Source organism: Arthrobacter sp. Leaf337 (genome assembly GCF_001423745.1).
GTDB lineage: Bacteria > Actinomycetota > Actinomycetes > Actinomycetales > Micrococcaceae > Arthrobacter.
The window spans coordinates 221,312-241,111 of the sequence record NZ_LMPC01000027.1; the positions used below are offsets into that span (position 1 = coordinate 221,312).

Consider the following 19,800-nt stretch of genomic DNA (forward strand, 5'->3'; position numbering starts at 1 on the left):
TTCGGTGGGGCCCGGCGACTCCCGGCAGCGCTGAAACGTGCGGCTGCACGATCCGCGGCAGCGGGGTTGTTGAGCCTCCGTTACATGGCCGGCAGCGGGTTTTTTGGCGTGTTCTTTCTCACGATCGGTTCCCTTGCGGGCCGCACTGGAGCGTCAATAGCGTGGCACGGGACCGCGACGTACCAGCGAAGGACTGCAATGCCATCAGCACCCGCCAAGACGGACCCGCCCGCCCCGACAAAACCACCGACAGAGGACAAGGCGGCTAACCGTAGCCCGACAAACCGGCGCCCGTTCCTGACCGACGGACTCCGCTGGGACCTGCCGGCATCCCTTGTGGTGTTCCTCGTGGCCGTCCCGCTGTCCCTGGGCATCGCGGCCGCCTCGGGCGCCCCGGTCATGGCCGGCCTGATCGCAGCCGCCGTCGGCGGGATCGTCGCCGGAAGCCTGGGCGGTTCACCGCTGCAGGTCAGCGGACCCGCCGCCGGACTGACAGTCATCGTCGCCGGCCTGATCGAACAATTCGGCTGGCCGGCCACCTGCGCCATCACCGCGGCGGCCGGCGTGCTCCAGGCGCTGCTGGGCCTGGCACGGGTGGGCCGCGTTGCGCTTGCCATCGCGCCGGTGGTGGTCCACGCCATGCTCGCCGGCATCGGCATCACCATCGTGCTGCAGCAGCTGCACGTGATGCTCGGCGCCGAGTCCGCCAGCGAGGCGTGGGACAACATCATGGCCATGCCGGGCAGCATTTTCGCCGCCGACCTCGCCGCGGCAGTCCTCGGCGCGGTGGTCATTGCCCTGCTGCTCGGCTGGAAACACCTCCCCGCGGCAGTACGCCGGGTTCCCGGGCCCCTGGTCGCCGTCATCGCGGCCACCGCCCTCTCCCTGCCCTTCAACGTGGACCGGATCACCTTCGACGGTTCCCTGCTGGCCGCGTTGTCCCTGCCCGAGATGCCCGGCGGGAACTGGACCGCCGTGGTCATTGGCGTGGTCACTGTGGCACTGATTGGCAGCGTTGAATCCCTGCTCTCCGCCGTGGCAGTGGACAAGATGCACCACGGACCGCGCACGGACTTCAACCGCGAACTCCTGGGGCAGGGCGCCGCCAACGTGACCTCCGGAATGCTGGGCGGGCTGCCCGTCACCGGAGTGATCGTGCGGAGCGCCACCAACCTCGAGGCCGGGGCCCGGACGCGGAAGTCGGCCATACTCCACGGCGTCTGGGTGCTGGTCTTCTCGCTGCTGCTGGCAGGACTCATCCAGCTGATTCCCCAGGCCGTCCTCGCGGGCCTGTTGATTGTGATCGGTTCCCGCCTGGTCCGGGCGGCCGACATCCGGACAGCACGGCGGACCGGTGACCTCACCGTCTACGGGGTCACCCTGTTCAGCGTCGTGTTCATCAACCTCCTCGTGGGCGTGTTGACCGGATTGGTCCTTGCCGTCGCCCTGGTTCTCTGGCGCGTGGCGCGGGCCAGCATCCATGCGGAACGGACCGGCGGCGGCGACGGCAACCGCTGGCGGGTGGTGATCGACGGGTCCTGCAGTTTCCTCTCGCTGCCGCGCCTGAGCACTGTCCTGGCGTCTGTTCCGGCCGGCACCCACGTCACGGTCGAGCTGGAGGTGGACTTCCTCGACCATCCCGTGCACGACACCCTTGAGGCCTGGCGCAGCCGCCACGTGGGCAACGGCGGCACGGTAGTCATCGAGGAAAGCGGCACCGCCACGCTGCACGATGCCCAGGCGGGCCCGCCGAGCCGCGGCAGTTCGCGTTCCGCCCTGAGAAGCGGCTTCGCCCCGTGGCGCAGCTGGCAGCGGCGGCTCATCGGGCACGCCGCTGCCGGACAGGACGCGGCGGGGCAGGACGTTGCTGGAGCACACGTTTCAGTGCCTGACGTTCCGGGGCCGCTGCGTTCGGTGCTGGACGGCGTGGACAACTACCACCGCCGGAACGCCCATCTGGTGCGTCCCCATGTGCAGGAGCTGTCCTCGTACCAGGATCCGGGCACCCTGTTCGTGGCCTGCTCGGATTCGCGTCTCGTGCCGAACCTGATCACCAGCAGCGGCCCGGGTGATCTCTTCACCGTGCGGAACGTGGGCAATGTGGTGGGCGACGACGGCCGGGACGCCTCCATCGAGGCGGCCCTGGAGTTTGCCCTCAACGAACTCTCCGTGGAGTCGATTGTGGTCTGCGGGCATTCAGGCTGCGGTGCCATGACCGCCCTGTGGGCGGACCCGGAGGGCACGGTTGATCCGGACGGCGCTGTTGACCCGGACGGCGCGGGGGATCGAGGCGCCATCGACGTCTGGCTCGACCACGCCCGGCCAAGCCTGACGGCTTTCCGCGACGGGCACCCCGTACAGGCAGCTGCAGCCGAGGCGGGTTACGGTGCCGTGGACCAGCTGGCCATGGTGAATGTTGCGGTCCAGCTCGACAGGCTCCAGCGCCACCCCGGTCTGCAGGAACCGCTTGAGTCAGGACGCATCCATGTCGCCGGGCTGTTCTACGACATCTCCACGGCCAGGGTCCTGCAGATCACGCCCGAGGGAGTCGGCCATCTGGACCCCGCCGCAAGCAGCCGCTAAGCGGGCCTGCTCAGGCGTTGGAGAACCACACGACGTGCGGTTCCCGCCGGGCCGCGCGCGGAGCGGCGAGCCGCTCCGCGCTGGCCACCTTGTCCACTCGGGCAGAGTCCACGCGGGCAGATCCGCGCCTCGCGGCCGCAGGCTTGGCGGGTTCAGACCTCGCGGCCGCAGGCTTGGCGGGTTCAGGCCTCGCGGCCGCAGGCTTGGCGGGTTCAGGCCTGGCCGGTTTAGGCGTCACAGGCTCAGCCCGGGCGGCCTCAACCGCAACAGACTTTTCGACCCTGACAATTTCCAAGGCCTCCACGTCCAGCAGCTTTCGCGCCCCCGTTCGCGAATCCACGATCCAGAAAAGGTCCGTGGAAGGAATAGTCTCCGTCACGCTCCCCCGGTGGAACAACCGGCCCTTGTGCCAGGCCTCAATTTCTTCCCCGACTGCCAAATCCGAACACGTCCGGATGGTTGAATGTCCGCTTGCTTCCACTGTGTGCCTCCCCTGGCGATACTCCTGGGATCAGCTTCCCCCAACAAGATTGCGGCTACGTTTCCGGGCGGTGATCTTCCTGTGTCGCCTGCCCGTGAACTGACCTGTGAAGCTACGGAAGCACCAGCACACCGTCCACACGGCGCGGAATGCCGAGCGGGTTGGCTTCACGCAGGGCAGGATGGAGCACCGCTTCGGGAGCATCCTGGTAGGCAACGGGACGCTGGAAGCGGCGCACCGCCGTCGAGCCCACCGAGGTGAACAGCGAGGTGGTGGCCGGGTACGGCCCGCCATGCTGCTGCGCCCAGTTCACGGCGACGCCGGTGGGCCAGCCGTCAAACAGCACACGGCCGGCGAGGCCGGAGAGCTGCTCCACCAGGCCGGACACATCCTCGCCCGGCTGCGCGTGGACCGTGGCGGTCAGGCTGCCGGGCACCAGGGCGAGCGCTTCGGTCAACTCGTCCGGGCCCGAATACTCGATCAGCAGCGTGGTGGGTCCGAAGCACTCCTCCAGCAGTTCCTCCGGGCGCTCCAGCACGTTGGCCGCGGAAGTCAGGAAGACCACCGGCGCGGCACCGTTTGCAGCAGCGTCCTGGTCGACTGACCCGACGACCACCTCGACCGCGGCCGCACCTGTTGCATCGGTCAAGGAAGCGACGCTCCGCAGCCCGTCCGGGTAGGCCTCGGCGATGCGCTCCGTCAGCATGGGCGCCGCCCCCTTGTCCTTGGAAGCTTCCGCCAGCAGCGCCGGGAAGTCGGTGCCGGCCGGGATGAACACAAGCCCAGGCTTGGTGCAGAACTGCCCGGCGCCGAGGGTGAAGGACCCTGCGAGGCCTGCGGCCAGTTCACCGGCACGTTCCTGCAGTGCGGCCGCCGTGATGACCACCGGGTTCAGGCTGCCCAGTTCGCCGTAAAACGGAATGGGTTCGGGCCGGGATACGGCCAGGTCAAACAGTGCCCGGCCGCCCGGAATGGAGCCGGTGAAGCCCACAGCCTTGATCGCCGGATCCTGCACCAGCGCGGTGCCGGCTTCCCGGCCGCTGACCAGCGCGAAGAAGCCGTCCGGGGCACCGGCCGCGGCCAGCGCCTCCGTGACGATTTCCGCCGTCCGCTCGGACAGCCTGAGGTGGCCGGAGTGCGCCTTCACAATCACGGAACAGCCGACGGCGAGCGCAGACGCCGTGTCACCGCCCGCCACCGAGAACGCGAACGGGAAGTTCGACGCCGAGAAGACGGCCACCGGCCCGATCGGCTTCAGCAGCCGCCGCAGGTCCGGTTTGGGCGGCGTGGCCGAAGGGTCGGCGTGGTCGATCACCGCTTCAAGGTAGGACCCTTCGGTGATCACCGCGGCGAAGAGCCGCAGCTGCCCGGTGGTGCGGGCCACTTCCCCGGTCAGCCGTGCGGTACCCAGCCGGGTTTCCGCATCGGCAATGGCCACCAGTTCCGTTACGTTGGCGTCCAGAGCGTCGGCGACGGCATTCAACCAACGGGCCCGTTCGACGTCGGACGCTGCCGCGGCCGCTTTGGCCGCCCGGGTGGCGGCAGCCGTCAGGGCGGTGAGGTCGAGGGTTGCTGTTGTCACAATGAGTTCCTGTCCTGATGGTCGGAGAGGTCCGAGAAGGCGAACCCCAGCCCTGGCCGGCCGGCGAGCGTGAGCCGGCTGTTGCTGACGTGCACGGGCGAGGGCGCGTCCAGCACGCCGAGCTGCTCGAACGAGGCGTCCTCGACGTCCTCCACCAGCGTGGGCTCGGCCATGGTCAACGCGAGCTGGCCGGAGAGCTCCGGCAGCAGGTGCGGCATGACCCTGATGCTGTGCGTGCGGGCGAGTTCCACGATGCGCCGGAAGGGGGTGATACCGCCGACCCGGATGATGTTGGGCTGGATGATGTCCACCGCACCCGCCTCGATGAAGTCGCGGAAGCGGTAGATGGTGTGCAGGTTCTCGCCCAGCGCGATGGGCACGGTCGAGTGTTTGCGCAGCCTGCGGTAGGCCCAGAGGTCGTCCGCGCGGAGCGGTTCTTCCAGCCATTCGAGGCCGAACTCCCCCAGCACGTCCAGGGCCCGGAAGGTGGCGGGCAGGTCCCAGCGCTGATTGGCGTCGATCATGAGCTTCCGGTCCGGGCCCAGGACCTTGCGGACGGCGGCCACGCGCTCGGCGTCCTCCCGGATGTCCGGCTTTCCCACCTTGATCTTGACGGCGTTGTGCCCGGCCGCCACCCAGCGTTCCACCTGGGCCACGAGCTCCCCGAGTGAATAGTGCAGGTTCACGCCGGAGCCGTACATCTCCACGGAATCCTGGCGCTGGCCCAGCAGCCCGGTCACAGAGGTTCCGGCGCGGCGTGCCTGCAGGTCCCACAAGGCAAGGTCAACACCGGCCATGGCGATGGTGGTCAGTCCCCCGCCGCCGGCTTCGTGCAGCCGCTTCCACAGCTGGTCCCACACTCCTTCGGGATTCGCGTCGAGCCCCGTGATGAAGGGCGCGACGTCGAAGTCGAGGAGGGCTTTGACCGCCTGCGGGCCGATGGTTGGCGTCCAGGAGAAGCCGTGGCCGGTGCCGCCGTCGTCCGTTTGGAGTTCGGTGACGATCACATGGTTTTCCGGTGCCTCCGCACCCCAGCTCCGCAGGAGCGGAACCGTCAGGAGGCGGCTGGACAGTCCCGTAATGAGCGGTGCGGTCCGGACCGCTTCGGCAACTGGCGCTTCGGCAACTGGCGAGCCCATTAGCGGCCGGCCAGCTCGTAGCCCTTGGCCAGGATGGACTTGAGCTGGACGAGCTGGTCCTCGGAGGGGTCAACGAGCGGGGCGCGGACCGGACCGACCGGCAGGCCGCCCAGGCGCAGCCCGGCCTTGATCAGGGAGACACCGAAACCCGGGGTCTGGTCGCGGAGGCGGACCAGCGGAGCGTAGAAGCCCTCCAGCAACGCGTGCCGGCGGTCCTCGTCGCCGGAGATGTAGGCATCGTAGTAGGCCTTGGCGATTTCCGGCGCCATGGCGAACGCAGCCGAGGAGTACAGCGGGATGCCGAGCCCGCGGTAGGCGCCCTGGGTCAGTTCCGCGGTGAGCAGGCCATTGAAGAGCAGGAAGTCCTGGCGGCCGGTGGCGTTGATGGCACTGACGATTTCCTGGGCGAGGCCAACGTCGCCCAGCCCGTCCTTGAAGCCGATCACCTTGGGGTTGGCGGCCAGGCGGGCCATGGCGGCGGCCGTGTACTTGGCGTTGCCGCGGTGGTAGACGATCACCGGCAGGCTGCTGGCCGCGGCCACCGCCTCGATGTACGCCACCAGGCCCTCGGTGGGGCCGGTCACGAGGTACGGCGGGAGGACCAGCAGGGCGTCCGCCCCGGCTTCCTCGGCCACGCGGGCGGCGGCGAGGGCGTGTCCCAGCGGCCCGCCGGCACCGGCCACCACCGGCACCTGTCCCGCAACGGCTTCGACGGCGGCGGTCACCACGGTGCGCACCTCGTCAATGCTCAGCGCATGGAACTCGCCGGTGCCGCAGGCCGGAAACACGCCTCCCGGTCCATGCGGCAGGCGGGACGTGATGTGCTCCTTGAGGATGTCCACGTCCACGGTCCCTTCCGGTGTGAAGGGCGTGACGGGAAAGAACAGTACGCCGTCGAATTTCATCGGGTCTCCTTTGATCCTGTGCCTGCCGCGACCAGCACGGCAGGGGTCTCGTCGTTGAGGTTGGTGTCAGTCTTCAGCTCGCTCCGCCAACTTCGCCTGGGTTCCCAGCCGAGCAGCTCGCGGGCCTTGTCGATCGAAAAGGCCGGGCTGGTGCCGGTGAGTCCGGCCGCAAGCTCCGAACTGCCGGGCAGGAACTGCGGCATCAATTCGGAAAGAGGTGTGGTGGCCAGCGCGTCGGCGGCTCCCACGAAGAAGGTCTGGCCGTTGGGGATGGTGTCCATCTTGGCCAGCAGCAGGTCCAGGAAGTCCGCCACGTCACGCGCGTCCACGTAGTTGAAGAGCGCCGGCGCCGAAAGTGCGGGGTCTGCGAGGCGCTCGGCAACGGTGTGGCCCTGCTGGGTGGGCGCCCCGTCCCATTCCTCGGGCGAGATCACATAGCAGGGCCGGAAGGCCGCGTAGCGGATGGCGTCTCCCTGGGCAGCGGCGAACATCTGCACTGTCTGTTCGGCAATGAGCTTGGACAGCGCGTAGGCGTTCCAGGGTTTTGGGGTGGTGCGCTCATCCACCGGGAAGCCCTGCGGCAGCCAGCCGGCCGGCGAACCGTACCCCAGCACGGTGGGGCTGCTCGCCGTGACGATCTTGCCGATGCGCAGTTCGGTCGCCGCGCTGACGACGGCGTATGCCAGCCTCGTGTTGGTGCTGAAGATGACGTCTTCCGGCGCGCTGAACGGTACTGCGATCGCCGCAAGGTGGACGACGGCGTCGGGCGCTGTTTCGCTCAGGAGGCGCACTGCCTCCCCCGGCGCCAGAAGGTCGGCTGTGTGCTGCTCAACGCCGTCGGGCAGCTGGGCCGCGGGGACGGCGTCACGGTCCACGGAGATGACGTGGTGGCCTGCGGCGGCGAGGCCGGCAACAACGCTGCGCCCCAGCCGGCCGGAGCCGCCGGTAACAAAAATCCTGCTCATGGTGCTTCCTTTAGGATTTCAGGCCGCGGGCTAGGCGCCGCGGCGAAGGTCGGCGCCGAGGTCCAGGTCCGCGGTGCGGACCGGCAGCCCGGATTCCAGGGAGGCATTGCCGGCAATGCCTACGGACACGGAGCGGAGTCCGTCGAGGTAGCCGGATGGGCGGCCCAGCGGGTCCTCGCCGGGGCCGTTGAAGAGGTCGGAGAGCAGGAGTTCGTCGCCGCCGCCGTGGCCTCCTTCGCCGTTGACGATCGGCACTTCATAGGCCGCCTCCCAATGCCGCTGGACCACGAGTCGTTCGCCGTTGCGGCGGACCGCGTCATCCTCTTCGACCGGCGTCGCGGAGGGGTCCACCACGGTCTTCTTGTCGGTGCTGTGCACAACTGCTGCGCGTTCCACCACTTCGAGTTCGGCGCGGCCCTCGGTGCCGTTGACGGCCACGCGGTAGCCTTCCCACGGGCTGTGGGCGTTCAGGGAGTAGCTCAGGCGCGGTCCGCCCTGGTACTCCACGACGAGGGCAAGGTTGTCTTCGATGGTGATGCCGCCGGTGAAGACGTCCTGGTCGCGGCGGTAGCCGTCGTAGTGCTCGTTGTCCAGGAACAGTGCCTTGAGGCGTTCGTCTTCGCGCAGGTCCAGTGCGAAGGGGTCCTTTTTAGCGGAAGCCTGCCCGCCGGCGTCGGGCGTTCCACGCTCCGGACGGGGCCCCAGGCCGCGCTCGGCGGCGTTCTTGTCGCCGTAAAACTTCAGTCCGCCCGAGGCGAAAACGCGCTCGGGAACGTCGTCGATCCACCAGTTGACCAGATCGAAGTGGTGGGAGGCTTTGTGGATCAGCAGTCCCCCGGAGTTCTTCTTTTCGCGGTGCCAGCGGCGGAAATAGTCTGCGCCGTGCACGGTGTCCAGGACCCAGCTGAAGTCGATGGAGGTGACCTTGCCGATCACGCCGCTCTGGATGATTTCCTTCAGGGCGCTGTTGCGTGGCGAGTACCGGTAGTTGAAGGTGACCACCACGTTGCGGCCAGTCTCTTCCACTGCCCTGGTGATCCGGCGGCAGCCCTCGGCGTCGATGGTCAGGGGCTTTTCGACGACGACGTCGGCACCGGCCTCGAGGCCTTCCACGATGTAGTCGGCGTGGGTGTAGTCCGGCGTGGTCACCACGACGCGGTCAATGCCGTTGGCCCGGATGAAGGCGGTCAGATCGGCGGGATCGAAAGCCGCGACGGGACCGGGAGCGCCGAGTTCCTGGATGAGCTTCTGGTAGAACTCCACGCGGCCGGGGTTCACGTCGGAGAAGGCCACCAGTTCGGCGGTGTCCGAGTGCTTGCCGAGGATGGCACGGATGTACATTTCGGACCGGCCGCCCGTGCCGATCAGCGCGATGCGGGCTTTGCGGACAGGGCTGGCGGAGACAGAGCCGGCGGCTGCGTCGGCTGTTGTGTCGCTGGCTGTTGTGTCGTCGGCTGCGACGGTGCTGCCCGGAGTGACGGTGTTGGCGGTGTTGCCCATTGCGGTGTAACCCTTTCGGAAGGCAGGAACGCTGGCCGCTTGACGGCCGGTAGTGGTGCGGTGAGAATTGTGAGAAAGCGTTTTCTCGGAGCGTTATAAGCTTTGTATCAAGACTCTGGCGGTCCCGTCAACCATCCACCGAACGGGGAGGCCCGAACGGGAAGACAAAACCGGCAGGAGTCGGAGTAGCCCGGAAAGGGGCAGCATTGGGCAGGAGAGCCACCACCCGGCGAATCGGCATTGCCGACGTCGCCCTCAAGGCCGGCGTTTCGCACGCCACCGTGTCGCGTGTCATGAACGGCAACTTCACGGTTGACCCCACCATCGCCGAGCGGGTCCGGGCGGCCGCAACCGAGCTGAACTATCAGCCAAACCCGGTGGGCCGCAGCCTGGCGCTCGGCAAGACGGACACCATCGGGATCGTGGTGCCGGACCTCTCCAACCCCACGTTCCAGGCCATCCTCCGCGGCCTCAGCATGGCGGCCGCACAGGATGGCTACCGCGTCCTGATCGCCGATTCCTCCGAAGTGTCCAGCGAGGAAGCCATCCTCGCCGGCGAGGCGCGCCGACGCTGCGACGGCCTGGTGTTGTGCGCACCGCGCATGGCCGACGCCGAACTGGAAGAGCTGGCGCCGTCGCTCCAGCCCATGGTGCTGATCAACCGCACCACCGTGGACACCCATACGCCGAGCCTCATGGTGGACTACGGCCAGGGCATCCGGGAACTGGCCGAGCACCTCGTGGGCCTGGGCCATACCCGGCTCGCCTTCCTGGCCGGCCCGGCCCGAAGCGCGTCGAACGGCCTGCGCCTCGCGGGCCTGGCAAAGTTCACGGCGGCCCACCCGGGGATTGAACTGCAAATGCTCGACGGCGGCTCCACCTTTGAGGCGGGGCACCAGTCAGTGGATGCCGTCCTGGCAAGCGGCGCCACGGGCATCCTGGCCTTCAACGACCTCGTGGCCATGGGCCTGCTGAGCGGACTCCACGAGCGCGGGGTCCGGGTCCCTGAAGACATGTCCGTCACCGGCTTCGACGACATTCCGTTTGCCCGCTACACCACCCCAACGCTTACGACGGCGGCGGTTCCCATCACCGAACTTGGCCAGCAGGCCTGGCACCGGATGCGGGACCTGATCCGCAACATACCCTCCGACGAAGCCGCCGGGGGGCCCACGGTGTTCGAGCCAAAGCTCGAGGTCCGCAGCAGCTCGGGAGCCGCACCCGGGACCGCCTAAACCGCCCAGCCCGGACTCGGGCGAGTTCCGCCTAACCCGCTCGCCTAGGCGCCGGGCGGTGCCAGCAGGGGCGCCAGCGGCTCCGAGCCGAGGCGCCGGCCCGGAGCCTCGGCTCCGGGCGGGCCGGCGGCCTAGGCTCCGGGCGGTGCCAGCAGCACGTCGACGAGCTGCGTCAGGCCGTCCGCCATGTCCACGCTTTTGTCGTAGAGCCACTGCAGCTGGAGGCCGTCGAAGGCTGCCACCACCAGCCGGGCCAGCATCGTGGCGGACACGTCCGCGCGCACTTCACCGGCGGCCTGGCGCCGGCCGATATCCTCGGCCAGCTCCGCCACCACCTGGGCATAGCGTTCCTGGAAATAGGGGTGCGAGTCATGCCCCGGATCATTCGCCGTCGCCGAAGCCACGGCATAGAGCGTGGTGAGTCCCGGCTCCTTGCGGTTGCGCTCAGCGATCGGCGCCATCAGCCGCAAGCCCACCTCCTCGTGGTCGCTGATGGCCAGGCTCCGCCGGTCCCGCTCCGCTAGCACCGCCGTCAGCAGCTCCTGCTTGCCCCGGAAGTAGTGGAACAGGGTAGCCTCCTTGACCCCCACCAGCTCCGCTACGCGCTTGAGCGCCGTCCCTTCGAAGCCTTCGGTGGCAAAAACATCGGTGGCCGTCTGGATGATCTGTTCGCGGCGTTCCGCTCCCTTTGCGTACTGGCCGCGTGGCTTCGACGTAGACATTGAGTCAGTGTATTTCACTTTTTTCGTTGAAAATCTAGTCACACTCGGTTTTTGTCGCTACCATCGTTCTCAGGACCCAACGGAGGGTCACTTTTCGTCAGGAGGCAATGTGGCCGTCAAGACCATTCCCCAGGATTCCGAGGCTTCTCCGGCCGGCGGAACACCCATCAGCAGTACTTCAACAAGCACCGCCGCTTCGAGCACCACCGCCTCTGGCGCGGCGCCCGCTGCGGCACAGACCAAGGCCCCGCGCGCCTACGTCATCGGCATGCCCATCGCCAGCGCGGGGCTCTGGATGGCGGTGCTGGCACCGGCCCTGGTGGTCCTGGCCATCAAGGTCTCGGAAATCACCACGCCGGACACCCGCGCCGGGGCACTGAGCCTCGTGGCCGGCGTCGGCGCCCTGGTTGCCCTGCTCGCCAACCCGTTCTTCGGCAGGCTGAGCGACCGCACCACGTCACGGTTCGGCATGCGCAAACCCTGGATCGTCGGCGGCTCCCTCCTGGGGCTCGCTTCCTTGTTCCTGCTGGGTTCAGCCACGGGTGTTGCCGGCGTGCTGGTTGCCTGGGTCATCGCCCAGCTCGGCTTCAACGCCGCCCTCGCAGCACTCGTCGCCACGCTTCCGGACCAGGCAGCCCCGGCTGAACGCGGGCGCCTCTCCGGCCTGATCGGCATGACCCTTCCGATCGGCCTGGTCGCCGCCGCCTTCTTCGCGCAAATGTTCGACAACGCGCTGCAGATGGCCGTGGTGCCCGGAATCGTCGGCACCGCAGTGGCCATTGCTTTCGCATTCACCTTCAAGGACCGCGTGCTGACGGAAAAGCCCGCCCCGCTGAACCTCAAGGAGATCCTGGGCTCGTTCTACTTCAACCCCCGCACCTACCCAGGACTGGGCTGGGCGTGGCTCACCAAGTTCATGGTCTACATCGGCTACTGCGCCGGCCTGCTCTACCTGCCGTACTTCTTCACGGACCACCTGCACGTGGCTGAAACCCAGGTCACCAGCCTGGTGTTCCAGGCCACCCTGGTCAGTTCCGCCGGCACGGTCGCCACGAGCCTCGCCGGCGGCTGGATCAGCGACCGCATCGGCAAGCGCAAAGGCATGGTGATCATCTCCGCCCTGATCATGATGGTGGGCCTGATTGTCATTGCCACCAGCAGCACCACCGGCCAGGTCCTAGTGGGCCAGGCGATCGCAGGACTGGGCCTTGGTTGCTTCAGTGCCGTGGACGTCGCCCTCATCACCGACCTCCTGCCCGGCAGCCAGGGCGACAACGCCAAGACCTTCGGTGTCTTCAACATCGCCCAGGCACTCCCCCAGTCCCTTGTGCCCGCCGTCGCCTTCCCTGTCATTGCCTTCGGCGGCTACCCCGCACTGTTCCTCGGCGGTGCGGCCATCGGCATCATCGGCGCCGTCCTCGTCATCCGCATCAAAGGAGTCAAGTAAATGAACCCCGCACTTTCACCGGCCGTGCTCGCCCCGGCGTCGGATTCCCCGGACGCCGAGGCCCGGATCCGCGAACTCGCCCAAAGCCTCACCCTCGAACAGCAGGTACAGCTACTGACCGGCGCGGACGTCTGGTCCACCCACGCCATTCCGGAAATCGGCCTGAGCCGCGTGGTGATGTCGGACGGCCCCGCCGGCGTCCGCGGTGAAGACTTCGACGAGCGCCACGACTCCGTCTCCCTGCCGTCGTCGTCCGCTTTGTCCGCCACCTGGAGCGTCGAAACGGCGCGCCGCTACGGCCAGGTCCTCGGCCAGGAGGCGCGCCGCAAGGGCGTGCACGCCGTCCTCGGCCCCACCATCAACCTGCACCGCTCCCCGCTGGGCGGCCGGCACTTCGAATGCATGAGCGAGGATCCGCGGCTGACCGCAACCATGGCCGCCGGGTATGTTGCCGGCGTGCAGTCCATGGGTGTCGGCGCCACCCCCAAGCATTACCTGGCCAACGAGGCCGAGACGGACCGTTTTACCGCCGACTCGGTAGTTGACGAACGTCCGCTGCGCGAGCTCTACCTGGCGGCCTTCGAGGACGCCATCACAGAAGCCCGCGCATGGCTGGTGATGAGCTCCTACAACTCCATCAACGGCACCACGGCGAGCGAAAACAAGCTGCTCGAAACCCCGCTGTCCACGGAATGGGGTTTCAACGGCGTCGTGGTCTCGGACTGGACCGGAGTCCGCTCGGTGGATGCGGCCAACGCCCACCAGGACCTGGAAATGCCGGGACCCGTGGGCCACTGGGGCCCCAAGCTGCTGGCCGCCGTCAAGGACGGCCGTGTCAGCCGCGACGCCATCGTGGAGAAGGTCACCCGGATCCTGCGGCTGGCGGCGCGCGTCGGCTCACTCGAAGGGTTCGCGCCTGCGGTGACCGAGCTCCCCGCCCAGCTGAACGGCGCCGCCGTCGCCCGTGAAGTGGCTGTCCGCGGCGCAGTGCTGGTCCGCAACGAAGGCGGAATACTTCCGCTCGACGCCACGAAGCTCGGCAGCGTGGCGGTCATAGGCCACAACGCCGAAGAAGCACGCACGCAGGGCGGCGGCAGCGCCACCGTGATGCCCAAGTACACCGTCTCGCCCCTGCAGGGCCTCCGCAAGGCACTGCCCGACGACGTCAAGGTCACCTATGTCCGCGGCGCCAAGGTGGCCGAGGGCCTCCAGGCCTTCCCCCGCACCTCGCTCCGCAACCCCGTGTCCGGAGTGCCCGGAATCCGCGTGACGTTCCTTGCCCCTGACGGCACGGAGATCTCCGGCGAAGACCGCCTCGCCTCGCACCTGATCTGGTTCGGCATCGGAATTCCCGACGGCGCCGCCTCCATCCGGATGGAGGCCGACTGGACTGCCGAAACGGCGGGCGTCCACCACCTGGGCGTCGGCACCGTGGGCCAGATCCGGCTCGTACTTGACGGAGCCGAGGTGTTCAACAGCGAGCTCGAAGACGACACCGACGTCCTCGGCGCCGCCCTGTTCGATCCGCCCAAGACCGTCCATGCCATCGCAACAGCCGCCGGCCAGAGCGTCCGGATCGAGGCCGAATACCAGCTGCCCGCGGAGCAGGTCATCCCCTTCACCGCCATCCTGCTCGGTGAGGAAACCGTGGTGGCGGACCCGCAGTCGGAGATCGACGCCGCCGTGGAAGCCGCACGGGCAGCCGATGTCGCCGTTGTGGTGGTTGGCACCAACGCGGCCATCGAATCAGAAGGTTTCGACCGCAAGGACCTGGACCTCCCCGGCCTGCAGAACCAGCTGGTGGAAGCCGTGGCCGCAGTGAACCCGCGCACGGTGGTGGTGGTGAACTCCGGTTCGCCCGTGCTCATGCCGTGGCTGGACAAGGTGGGCGCCGTGCTGCTGGGCTGGTTCGGCGGCCAGGAATTCGGCACGGCCATCGCCGACATCCTGCTGGGTGCCGAGGAGCCGGGCGGCCGCCTGCCCACCACCTGGCCGGCCGCGCTGGCGGATGTCCCCGTCCTCAACACCACGCCGGTGGACGGCAAGGTGGTCTACTCCGAGGGGATCCACATCGGCTACCGGGCGTGGCTCAAGCAGGAAGCCGCGGGCGGAGCCGCTCCGGCCCTGCCGTTCGGCTTCGGCCTGGGCTACACCACCTTTGAGCTGGGCACCGCCCACGCGCCCCAGTACGTGAGCGCCGGCCAGGACGTTGTGCTGCACGTCCCGGTCCGGAACACCGGCACACGCACCGGCCGCGAAGTGGTCCAGGTGTACCTCGACCGTGCAGAGTCTGCCGTGGAGCGACCGGTCCGCTGGCTCGCCGGCTACGCCGGAACGCACCTGGCGCCGGCGGGAACGGACAGCGTTGAGGTCCGTATTCCGGCAAAGGCCTTCGGGCATTACGACGGCGGCTGGCAGTTCGAGCGGGGCACGTTCCGCCTGCTGGTGGGACGGCACTCTGCCGACGACTTCCAGACGCTGGAGATCGAACTGCGCTAAGCCATCGCTCATGGCTAAAGCCGGGCTGGGTCCGAATCCTTCGGGCCCAGCCCGGCTTCTTTGTAATACCCCTCGATGTGGGCCGCCACGAGCCCGGCCGCCCTGCCGCCGTCGTGGTTGTTAATGGCGGCGAGGATGTCGCGGTGTTCGGCGCGGAGCCGTGCGGCGGTGGCGTCCCAATCGGGAAGGTTCGCTGTGAGTTTGCCGGCGTAGCTTTGGATCGCTTCCCGGAGGGAGCCCATCATGGCGCTGACCACGGCGTTGCCCGCGGCCTCGGCGAGGGCAAGGTGGAAACGGACGTCGAGGGCCAGGAACTCATCGGTGTCCGGGCAGGCGTCCATCTTTTCGAGCAGCGAGGCGGCCTCCGCCAGGGCCGGAGAGTCCGTGCGGGCCCGGGCAACGGCCCAGGACTCAAGCAGGACGCGGGTCTGCACAATGTCCGCGACCGGCAGGTGCGAGGTGGCCACATGCAGGCGCAGCGCCGAGCCGAGCGCCGCCGTCGGGTCTGCGATGACCACGGTGCCGGCGTCGGGACCGGACCCCACGCCGGCCCGGACTACCCCCATGGCTTCCAGAATGCGGATGGCTTCACGGACGGAGGTGCGCGAGACCTGCAGCTGTTCGGCCAGCGTCCGCTCCGCCGGCAGCCGGCCGCCCAGGGCCAGTTCGCCGCTGGAAAGCTGGTTCTCGATCCATTGCAGGACCAATTGATGAGTACGCATGGGCCAATGGTACTTGATGTGGTTGGACCACATCCCTTAGAGTGTGGTTAGACCACAGAGCCACCACCACAGCCCGATGCCCCGGAGGCAGCAATGACGCACACCATCCAGCCCAACAACCCCGAGACCACCCCGGCCCCCGAAACATCGGATGCGCCGGCCGCTGGCGCCGCCGCGCCAGCGGGCACCTCCCTGTCCGGCGCATTGAACGGCGCAGTAGCCAAGGCCTCAGCCGCGGTCCCGGCAGCCCTCAAGCGCCGCGTGCCTAAATACTCGGACCTAGCGCCGCTGATGCAGTTCAAGAAGCCGGAGTTCAGCCGCGCCGCGAAGCTGCAGCGCGCCAGCACCATCTGGGAACTGCGGGACATGGCCAAGCGCCGCACCCCGCAGGCTCCCTTCGACTACACCGACGGCGCAGCCGAAGCCGAAATCACGCTGCGCCGTGCCCGTGAGGCCTTCCTGGACATTGAATTCCGGCCGGGCATCCTCCGGAATGTCTCCAGTATCGACCTGAGCACCGACATCCTGGGCAAGCCGTCGCGCCTGCCCGTCGGTATCGCGCCCACGGGCTTCACCCGGATGATGCAGTCCGAAGGCGAATACGCCGGGTCCCAGGCCGCCGAGGCCGCCGGGATCCCCTACACGCTCTCCACCATGGGCACTGCCTCCATCGAGGACGTGGCCGCCGCCGCCCCGAACGGCCGCAACTGGTTCCAGCTCTACCTATGGACGGACCGCGACCGCTCGCTGGAACTGATCGAGCGCGCCGCCAAAGCCGGCAACGACACCCTGATGGTCACCGTGGACACCGCCGTCGCCGGCGCCCGCCTCCGCGACGTCCGCAACGGCATGACCATCCCGCCGGCACTGACCATCAAGACCGTGCTGGACGCGTCCTACCGCCCCGCCTGGTGGTTCAACTTCCTCACCCACGAGCCGCTGACCTTCGCGTCGCTCTCCCGCTACACCGGCACGGTGGCGGACCTGATCAACTCCATGTTCGATCCCACCCTGACGTTCCAGGACCTGGACTGGCTGCGCGAAACCTGGAAGGGCAAGCTGGTGGTGAAGGGCATCCAGACCGTCGACGACGCCCGCAAGGTGGTGGACCACGGAGCCGACGGCGTAGTGCTCTCCAATCACGGCGGCCGCCAGCTGGACCGCGCGCCCATCCCGTTCCACCTGCTGCCGGACGTCAAGGAAGCGTTCACCAGGGACAACTCGGACGCCGCAATCATCCTGGACACCGGCATCATGAGCGGCGCGGACATTATTGCCGCGCTTGCACTGGGCGCCGACTTCACGCTGATCGGCCGCGCCTACCTCTACGGCCTCATGGCCGGCGGCCGGGCCGGCGTGGACCGTGCCATCCAGATCCTGGAAAAGGACATGACCCGCACCCTGGCGCTGCTGGGCGTCAGCAAGCTCTCCGAGCTGACCCCGGACCACGTGCGGATCCTCGGCAGGTAGGCCGGGTCCCGTTTTCGGAGACCCGCCCAACTGACTGGCAGTTAACGCTCCCAAAACGCGTTTTCACAGCGTTAACTGCTAGTCAGTTGGGTGAAGGCCGGGCTACTTCTTGCGGCCGAACTTGGGCAGGTTCGCGATGAGGTCGGCGGCCTTCGTGGCGGCCCGGCCCACGGTGCGGCCGATCTGCTGTGGGACGGTGTCATCCCCGGCCGTGGCCACGGGGATCGCAACGGCCGGGCTCAGCTGGCCGCCTTCCGAGGCCGCGGACACCGCCGCAGCGGCCGGTCGGGCGGTGCCAGCAGCAGCCGGCACCGGCGACGGCGCCACGGTTTCCGCGATCTGCTCCGTCTTTACCTCCAGGATCTGGGCGGCCGGGGAGCTGACGACGGCGGCGGCGCGCGGCCCGACGTCGAACGTCCCCAGCCAATCGGCGACGCCGGCAAGGGGCTTGGGGTTCAGCGCGTAGTAACGCTTCTGGCCCTGGGCGCGCATGCTGACGAGGTCGGCCTCGCGGAGTACCTTCAAATGCTTGGAAATGGTGGGCTGGCTGGCGTCCAGTTCCTCTACCAGTTCCCCCACTGCTTTGTCCCCCGAGCGGAGGGATACCAGAATGTCACGCCGGGTTGCCTCAGCAATGACGGCAAATACGTCGTCTGTCACCATGTGATCCACCCTAGCGACATATACGCCGGATGGCATCCACTATTTCGTCCCGCGCACGACCGCCATTGCCCTGTACCGGCGCCGGTGCTAGAACGGACTCACGGTTGCCCCGGGCTGTCCGGCTGCAGCCGCTCAAACATGAGGGGTGGGTGGCAATGGATTTCCTGCGCCAGCAGCTGTTCAACATCATCGCGTTTGTGTTTTTGGGCCTGTTCGTGGCGGTCTGGGGCTCCGTGCTGCTGCGCGTCGGGTTCTGGGTGCCGGACGGAAGGACGGTTGCGCCGCCACTGAACGGTGCCCTGGTCACCGCGGCGGGCGTGCTGGCCACCTCACTGAGCTCGCTGACGGCGTCGGCCCTCGGATTCACCATCGCCGAGGTGCGCCGCGACGAAGAGGCCCGCCGCGACCTTGCGCCAGGCGACGCGGATGCCGTCTCCTTCAACCCGGCCGAGGTCACTGCCCGCCTGTCCGGCCGGATTGTGGCCGCAGTGGTGGTGTACCTGGCGGTGGGGCTGCTGGTGTTGCTGCTCTGGCTGGTGAAGGGAACAGCGTCCACCGACTTGATCGGCGCCTTCGCGCTGTCCTTGCTGGGCTGGCTCATCGGGGCCGCCGGGGTGGTGTTCCAGACCGAGAAGCCGATTTCCTAGCCTAGACAGGCCAGCGCTAGTCGAACCAGGGATCCAGTCCGTACAGCGGGAACACTTCCTTGCGGGTGGCCATCACGGTGCGGTCCACTTCGTCGTTGGGATCGAAGCCCACCTCCCACGAACGCCACCACACATCCACGTCGTCGCCCATGAATTCGGGCGCCGGCACGCCGTAAACGGCCCCGTACTTTTCCTGGACGTACTGCCGCCAGTCGGCCGGGACGGGGGTGCGGAGCGGCACCGGACGGCCGGCCGCGATGGCAATCAGATGGCTCCAGGACCGCGGCACCACGGTGATCACGTTGTAGCCGCCCCCGCCGGTGGCAATCCACCGGTTGTCGCAGTAGCGGGCAGCGAGATTCCCGACGGCGGTGGCCGCTTCACGCTGGCCGTCCACGCTGATGTTGAGGTGCGTCAGTGGATCCAGCCGGTGCGAGTCGCAGCCGTGCTGGCTCACAATCACCTCGGGCTCGAAGGCACCGATCAGTTGCGGCACCACCGCGTGGAATGCCCGGAGCCAGCCGGCGTCGCCGGTGCCGGCTGGCAGGGCCACGTTCACCGCGCTGCCTTCCGCGTTGGGGCCGCCGATCTCGTTCGCGAAGCCCGTCCCGGGGAACAGGGTCAGGCCGGTCTCGTGCAGTGAAATGGTGAGGACCCGGGGGTCATCCCAGAAGATGCTCTGCGTCCCGTCGCCGTGGTGTGCGTCGACGTCGATATATGCGACGCGCTGCACACCGCCGTCGAGCAGTTTCTGGATCGCCAAGGCCGCATCGTTATAGATGCAAAAGCCGCTGGCGCGTTCACGGGAGGCGTGATGCATGCCGCCGCCGAAATTGACGGCCCTGACTGCGCTGCCGTCCAGGATGGCACGGGCAGCCAGCAGTGAGCCGCCGGCAAGCCGCGCGCTGGCCTCGTGCATGCCGGCAAAAGCGGGGTCGTCTTCCGTCCCGAGGCCCCGTTCAAGGTCGGGGACGTCCGGGTTTGAGCTGACGCGGCGGACCGCAGCCACGAATTCGGGACTGTGGACGGTGCACAGTTCGTCGTCGCCGGCCACGTCCGGGGCGGCCACGGTGACGTGTCCCAGGTCCAGCAGGCCCAGGCTGCGGGCCAGGCGGGCGGTCAGCTCCATGCGTTCGGGTGCCATCGGGTGCCCGTGGCCGAAGTTGTAGGCAGTCATGGCCATGTCCCACACCACCATCGTTGGCAGTGCGGGCTGCGTGAGTCCGGGCAGGAATGTCAT

The 19,800-nt window shown here is 68.2% G+C and carries 16 protein-coding genes; 6 read left to right on the top strand and 10 right to left on the bottom strand.

Annotated elements, in window-relative coordinates; all coding sequences use genetic code 11:
- Positions 1-198: 198 nt before the first annotated feature.
- Positions 199-2,583 (top strand): SulP family inorganic anion transporter, encoded by a 2,385-nt coding sequence (locus ASF98_RS18340; RefSeq protein WP_055804855.1) that lies wholly within the window; start codon positions 199-201, stop codon positions 2,581-2,583.
- Positions 2,584-2,593: 10 nt separating this feature from the next.
- Here the strand turns inward: ASF98_RS18340 and ASF98_RS24895 are convergent, their stop codons facing one another.
- The 6 genes from ASF98_RS24895 to ASF98_RS18370 all read right to left on the bottom strand — a co-directional run bounded on the left by ASF98_RS24895 (position 2,594) and on the right by ASF98_RS18370 (position 9,155).
- Entirely contained in the window at positions 2,594-2,962 is a 369-nt protein-coding gene (locus tag ASF98_RS24895) for a hypothetical protein (protein ID WP_235506076.1), read from the bottom strand.
- Between the two features lie 214 nt (positions 2,963-3,176).
- Positions 3,177-4,646 (bottom strand): aldehyde dehydrogenase (NADP(+)), encoded by a 1,470-nt coding sequence (locus ASF98_RS18350; protein ID WP_055804861.1) that lies wholly within the window; start codon positions 4,644-4,646, stop codon positions 3,177-3,179.
- Positions 4,643-5,785: a mandelate racemase/muconate lactonizing enzyme family protein gene (locus ASF98_RS18355; RefSeq protein WP_055804864.1), complete on the bottom strand. Its 1,143-nt coding sequence runs from the start codon at positions 5,783-5,785 to the stop codon at positions 4,643-4,645. Before ASF98_RS18355 ends, ASF98_RS18350 begins: the two co-directional genes overlap by 4 nt.
- Positions 5,785-6,690, bottom strand: coding sequence for a 5-dehydro-4-deoxyglucarate dehydratase (locus tag ASF98_RS18360; protein WP_055804868.1), 906 nt, complete (start codon positions 6,688-6,690; stop codon positions 5,785-5,787). Before ASF98_RS18360 ends, ASF98_RS18355 begins: the two co-directional genes overlap by 1 nt.
- Positions 6,687-7,655 (bottom strand): NAD-dependent epimerase/dehydratase family protein, encoded by a 969-nt coding sequence (locus ASF98_RS18365; protein WP_055804871.1) that lies wholly within the window; start codon positions 7,653-7,655, stop codon positions 6,687-6,689. The genes ASF98_RS18360 and ASF98_RS18365 overlap by 4 nt, the downstream gene beginning before the upstream one ends.
- A gap of 30 nt (positions 7,656-7,685) precedes the next feature.
- Positions 7,686-9,155 (bottom strand): Gfo/Idh/MocA family protein, encoded by a 1,470-nt coding sequence (locus ASF98_RS18370; protein ID WP_055804873.1) that lies wholly within the window; start codon positions 9,153-9,155, stop codon positions 7,686-7,688.
- Positions 9,156-9,361: 206 nt separating this feature from the next.
- Between ASF98_RS18370 and ASF98_RS18375 the strand changes: the two genes are divergently transcribed.
- Complete coding sequence (locus ASF98_RS18375; protein WP_055804876.1) at positions 9,362-10,390, top strand: LacI family DNA-binding transcriptional regulator; 1,029 nt, start codon at positions 9,362-9,364, stop codon at positions 10,388-10,390.
- 131 nt (positions 10,391-10,521) lie between these two features.
- Here the strand turns inward: ASF98_RS18375 and ASF98_RS18380 are convergent, their stop codons facing one another.
- Positions 10,522-11,112 (bottom strand): TetR/AcrR family transcriptional regulator, encoded by a 591-nt coding sequence (locus ASF98_RS18380; protein WP_055804879.1) that lies wholly within the window; start codon positions 11,110-11,112, stop codon positions 10,522-10,524.
- Between the two features lie 109 nt (positions 11,113-11,221).
- Here ASF98_RS18380 and ASF98_RS18385 point away from each other — a divergent pair, with 109 nt between their 5' ends.
- Positions 11,222-12,559 carry an MFS transporter gene (locus ASF98_RS18385; protein ID WP_235506077.1) on the top strand — a complete coding sequence of 446 codons (1,338 nt, stop codon included), beginning with the start codon at positions 11,222-11,224 and terminating at the stop codon, positions 12,557-12,559.
- Positions 12,560-15,058: a beta-glucosidase family protein gene (locus ASF98_RS18390; RefSeq protein ID WP_055804881.1), complete on the top strand. Its 2,499-nt coding sequence runs from the start codon at positions 12,560-12,562 to the stop codon at positions 15,056-15,058.
- A gap of 14 nt (positions 15,059-15,072) precedes the next feature.
- On the opposite strand, the gene ASF98_RS18395 is transcribed toward ASF98_RS18390, so the two are convergent.
- Complete coding sequence (locus tag ASF98_RS18395) at positions 15,073-15,780, bottom strand: FadR/GntR family transcriptional regulator (RefSeq protein ID WP_055804884.1); 708 nt, start codon at positions 15,778-15,780, stop codon at positions 15,073-15,075.
- A 93-nt stretch (positions 15,781-15,873) separates the two neighbouring features.
- Here ASF98_RS18395 and ASF98_RS18400 point away from each other — a divergent pair, with 93 nt between their 5' ends.
- Positions 15,874-17,250 carry an alpha-hydroxy acid oxidase gene (locus ASF98_RS18400; protein ID WP_055804887.1) on the top strand — a complete coding sequence of 459 codons (1,377 nt, stop codon included), beginning with the start codon at positions 15,874-15,876 and terminating at the stop codon, positions 17,248-17,250.
- Positions 17,251-17,352: 102 nt separating this feature from the next.
- Here the strand turns inward: ASF98_RS18400 and ASF98_RS18405 are convergent, their stop codons facing one another.
- Positions 17,353-17,913: an ArsR/SmtB family transcription factor gene (locus ASF98_RS18405; RefSeq protein ID WP_055804890.1), complete on the bottom strand. Its 561-nt coding sequence runs from the start codon at positions 17,911-17,913 to the stop codon at positions 17,353-17,355.
- A gap of 155 nt (positions 17,914-18,068) precedes the next feature.
- Here ASF98_RS18405 and ASF98_RS18410 point away from each other — a divergent pair, with 155 nt between their 5' ends.
- Positions 18,069-18,560, top strand: coding sequence for a hypothetical protein (locus ASF98_RS18410; RefSeq protein WP_055804893.1), 492 nt, complete (start codon positions 18,069-18,071; stop codon positions 18,558-18,560).
- Between the two features lie 16 nt (positions 18,561-18,576).
- Here the strand turns inward: ASF98_RS18410 and ASF98_RS18415 are convergent, their stop codons facing one another.
- Positions 18,577-19,800, bottom strand: a complete 1,224-nt coding sequence (locus ASF98_RS18415; RefSeq protein WP_055804896.1) for an acetoin utilization protein AcuC — start codon at positions 19,798-19,800, stop codon at positions 18,577-18,579.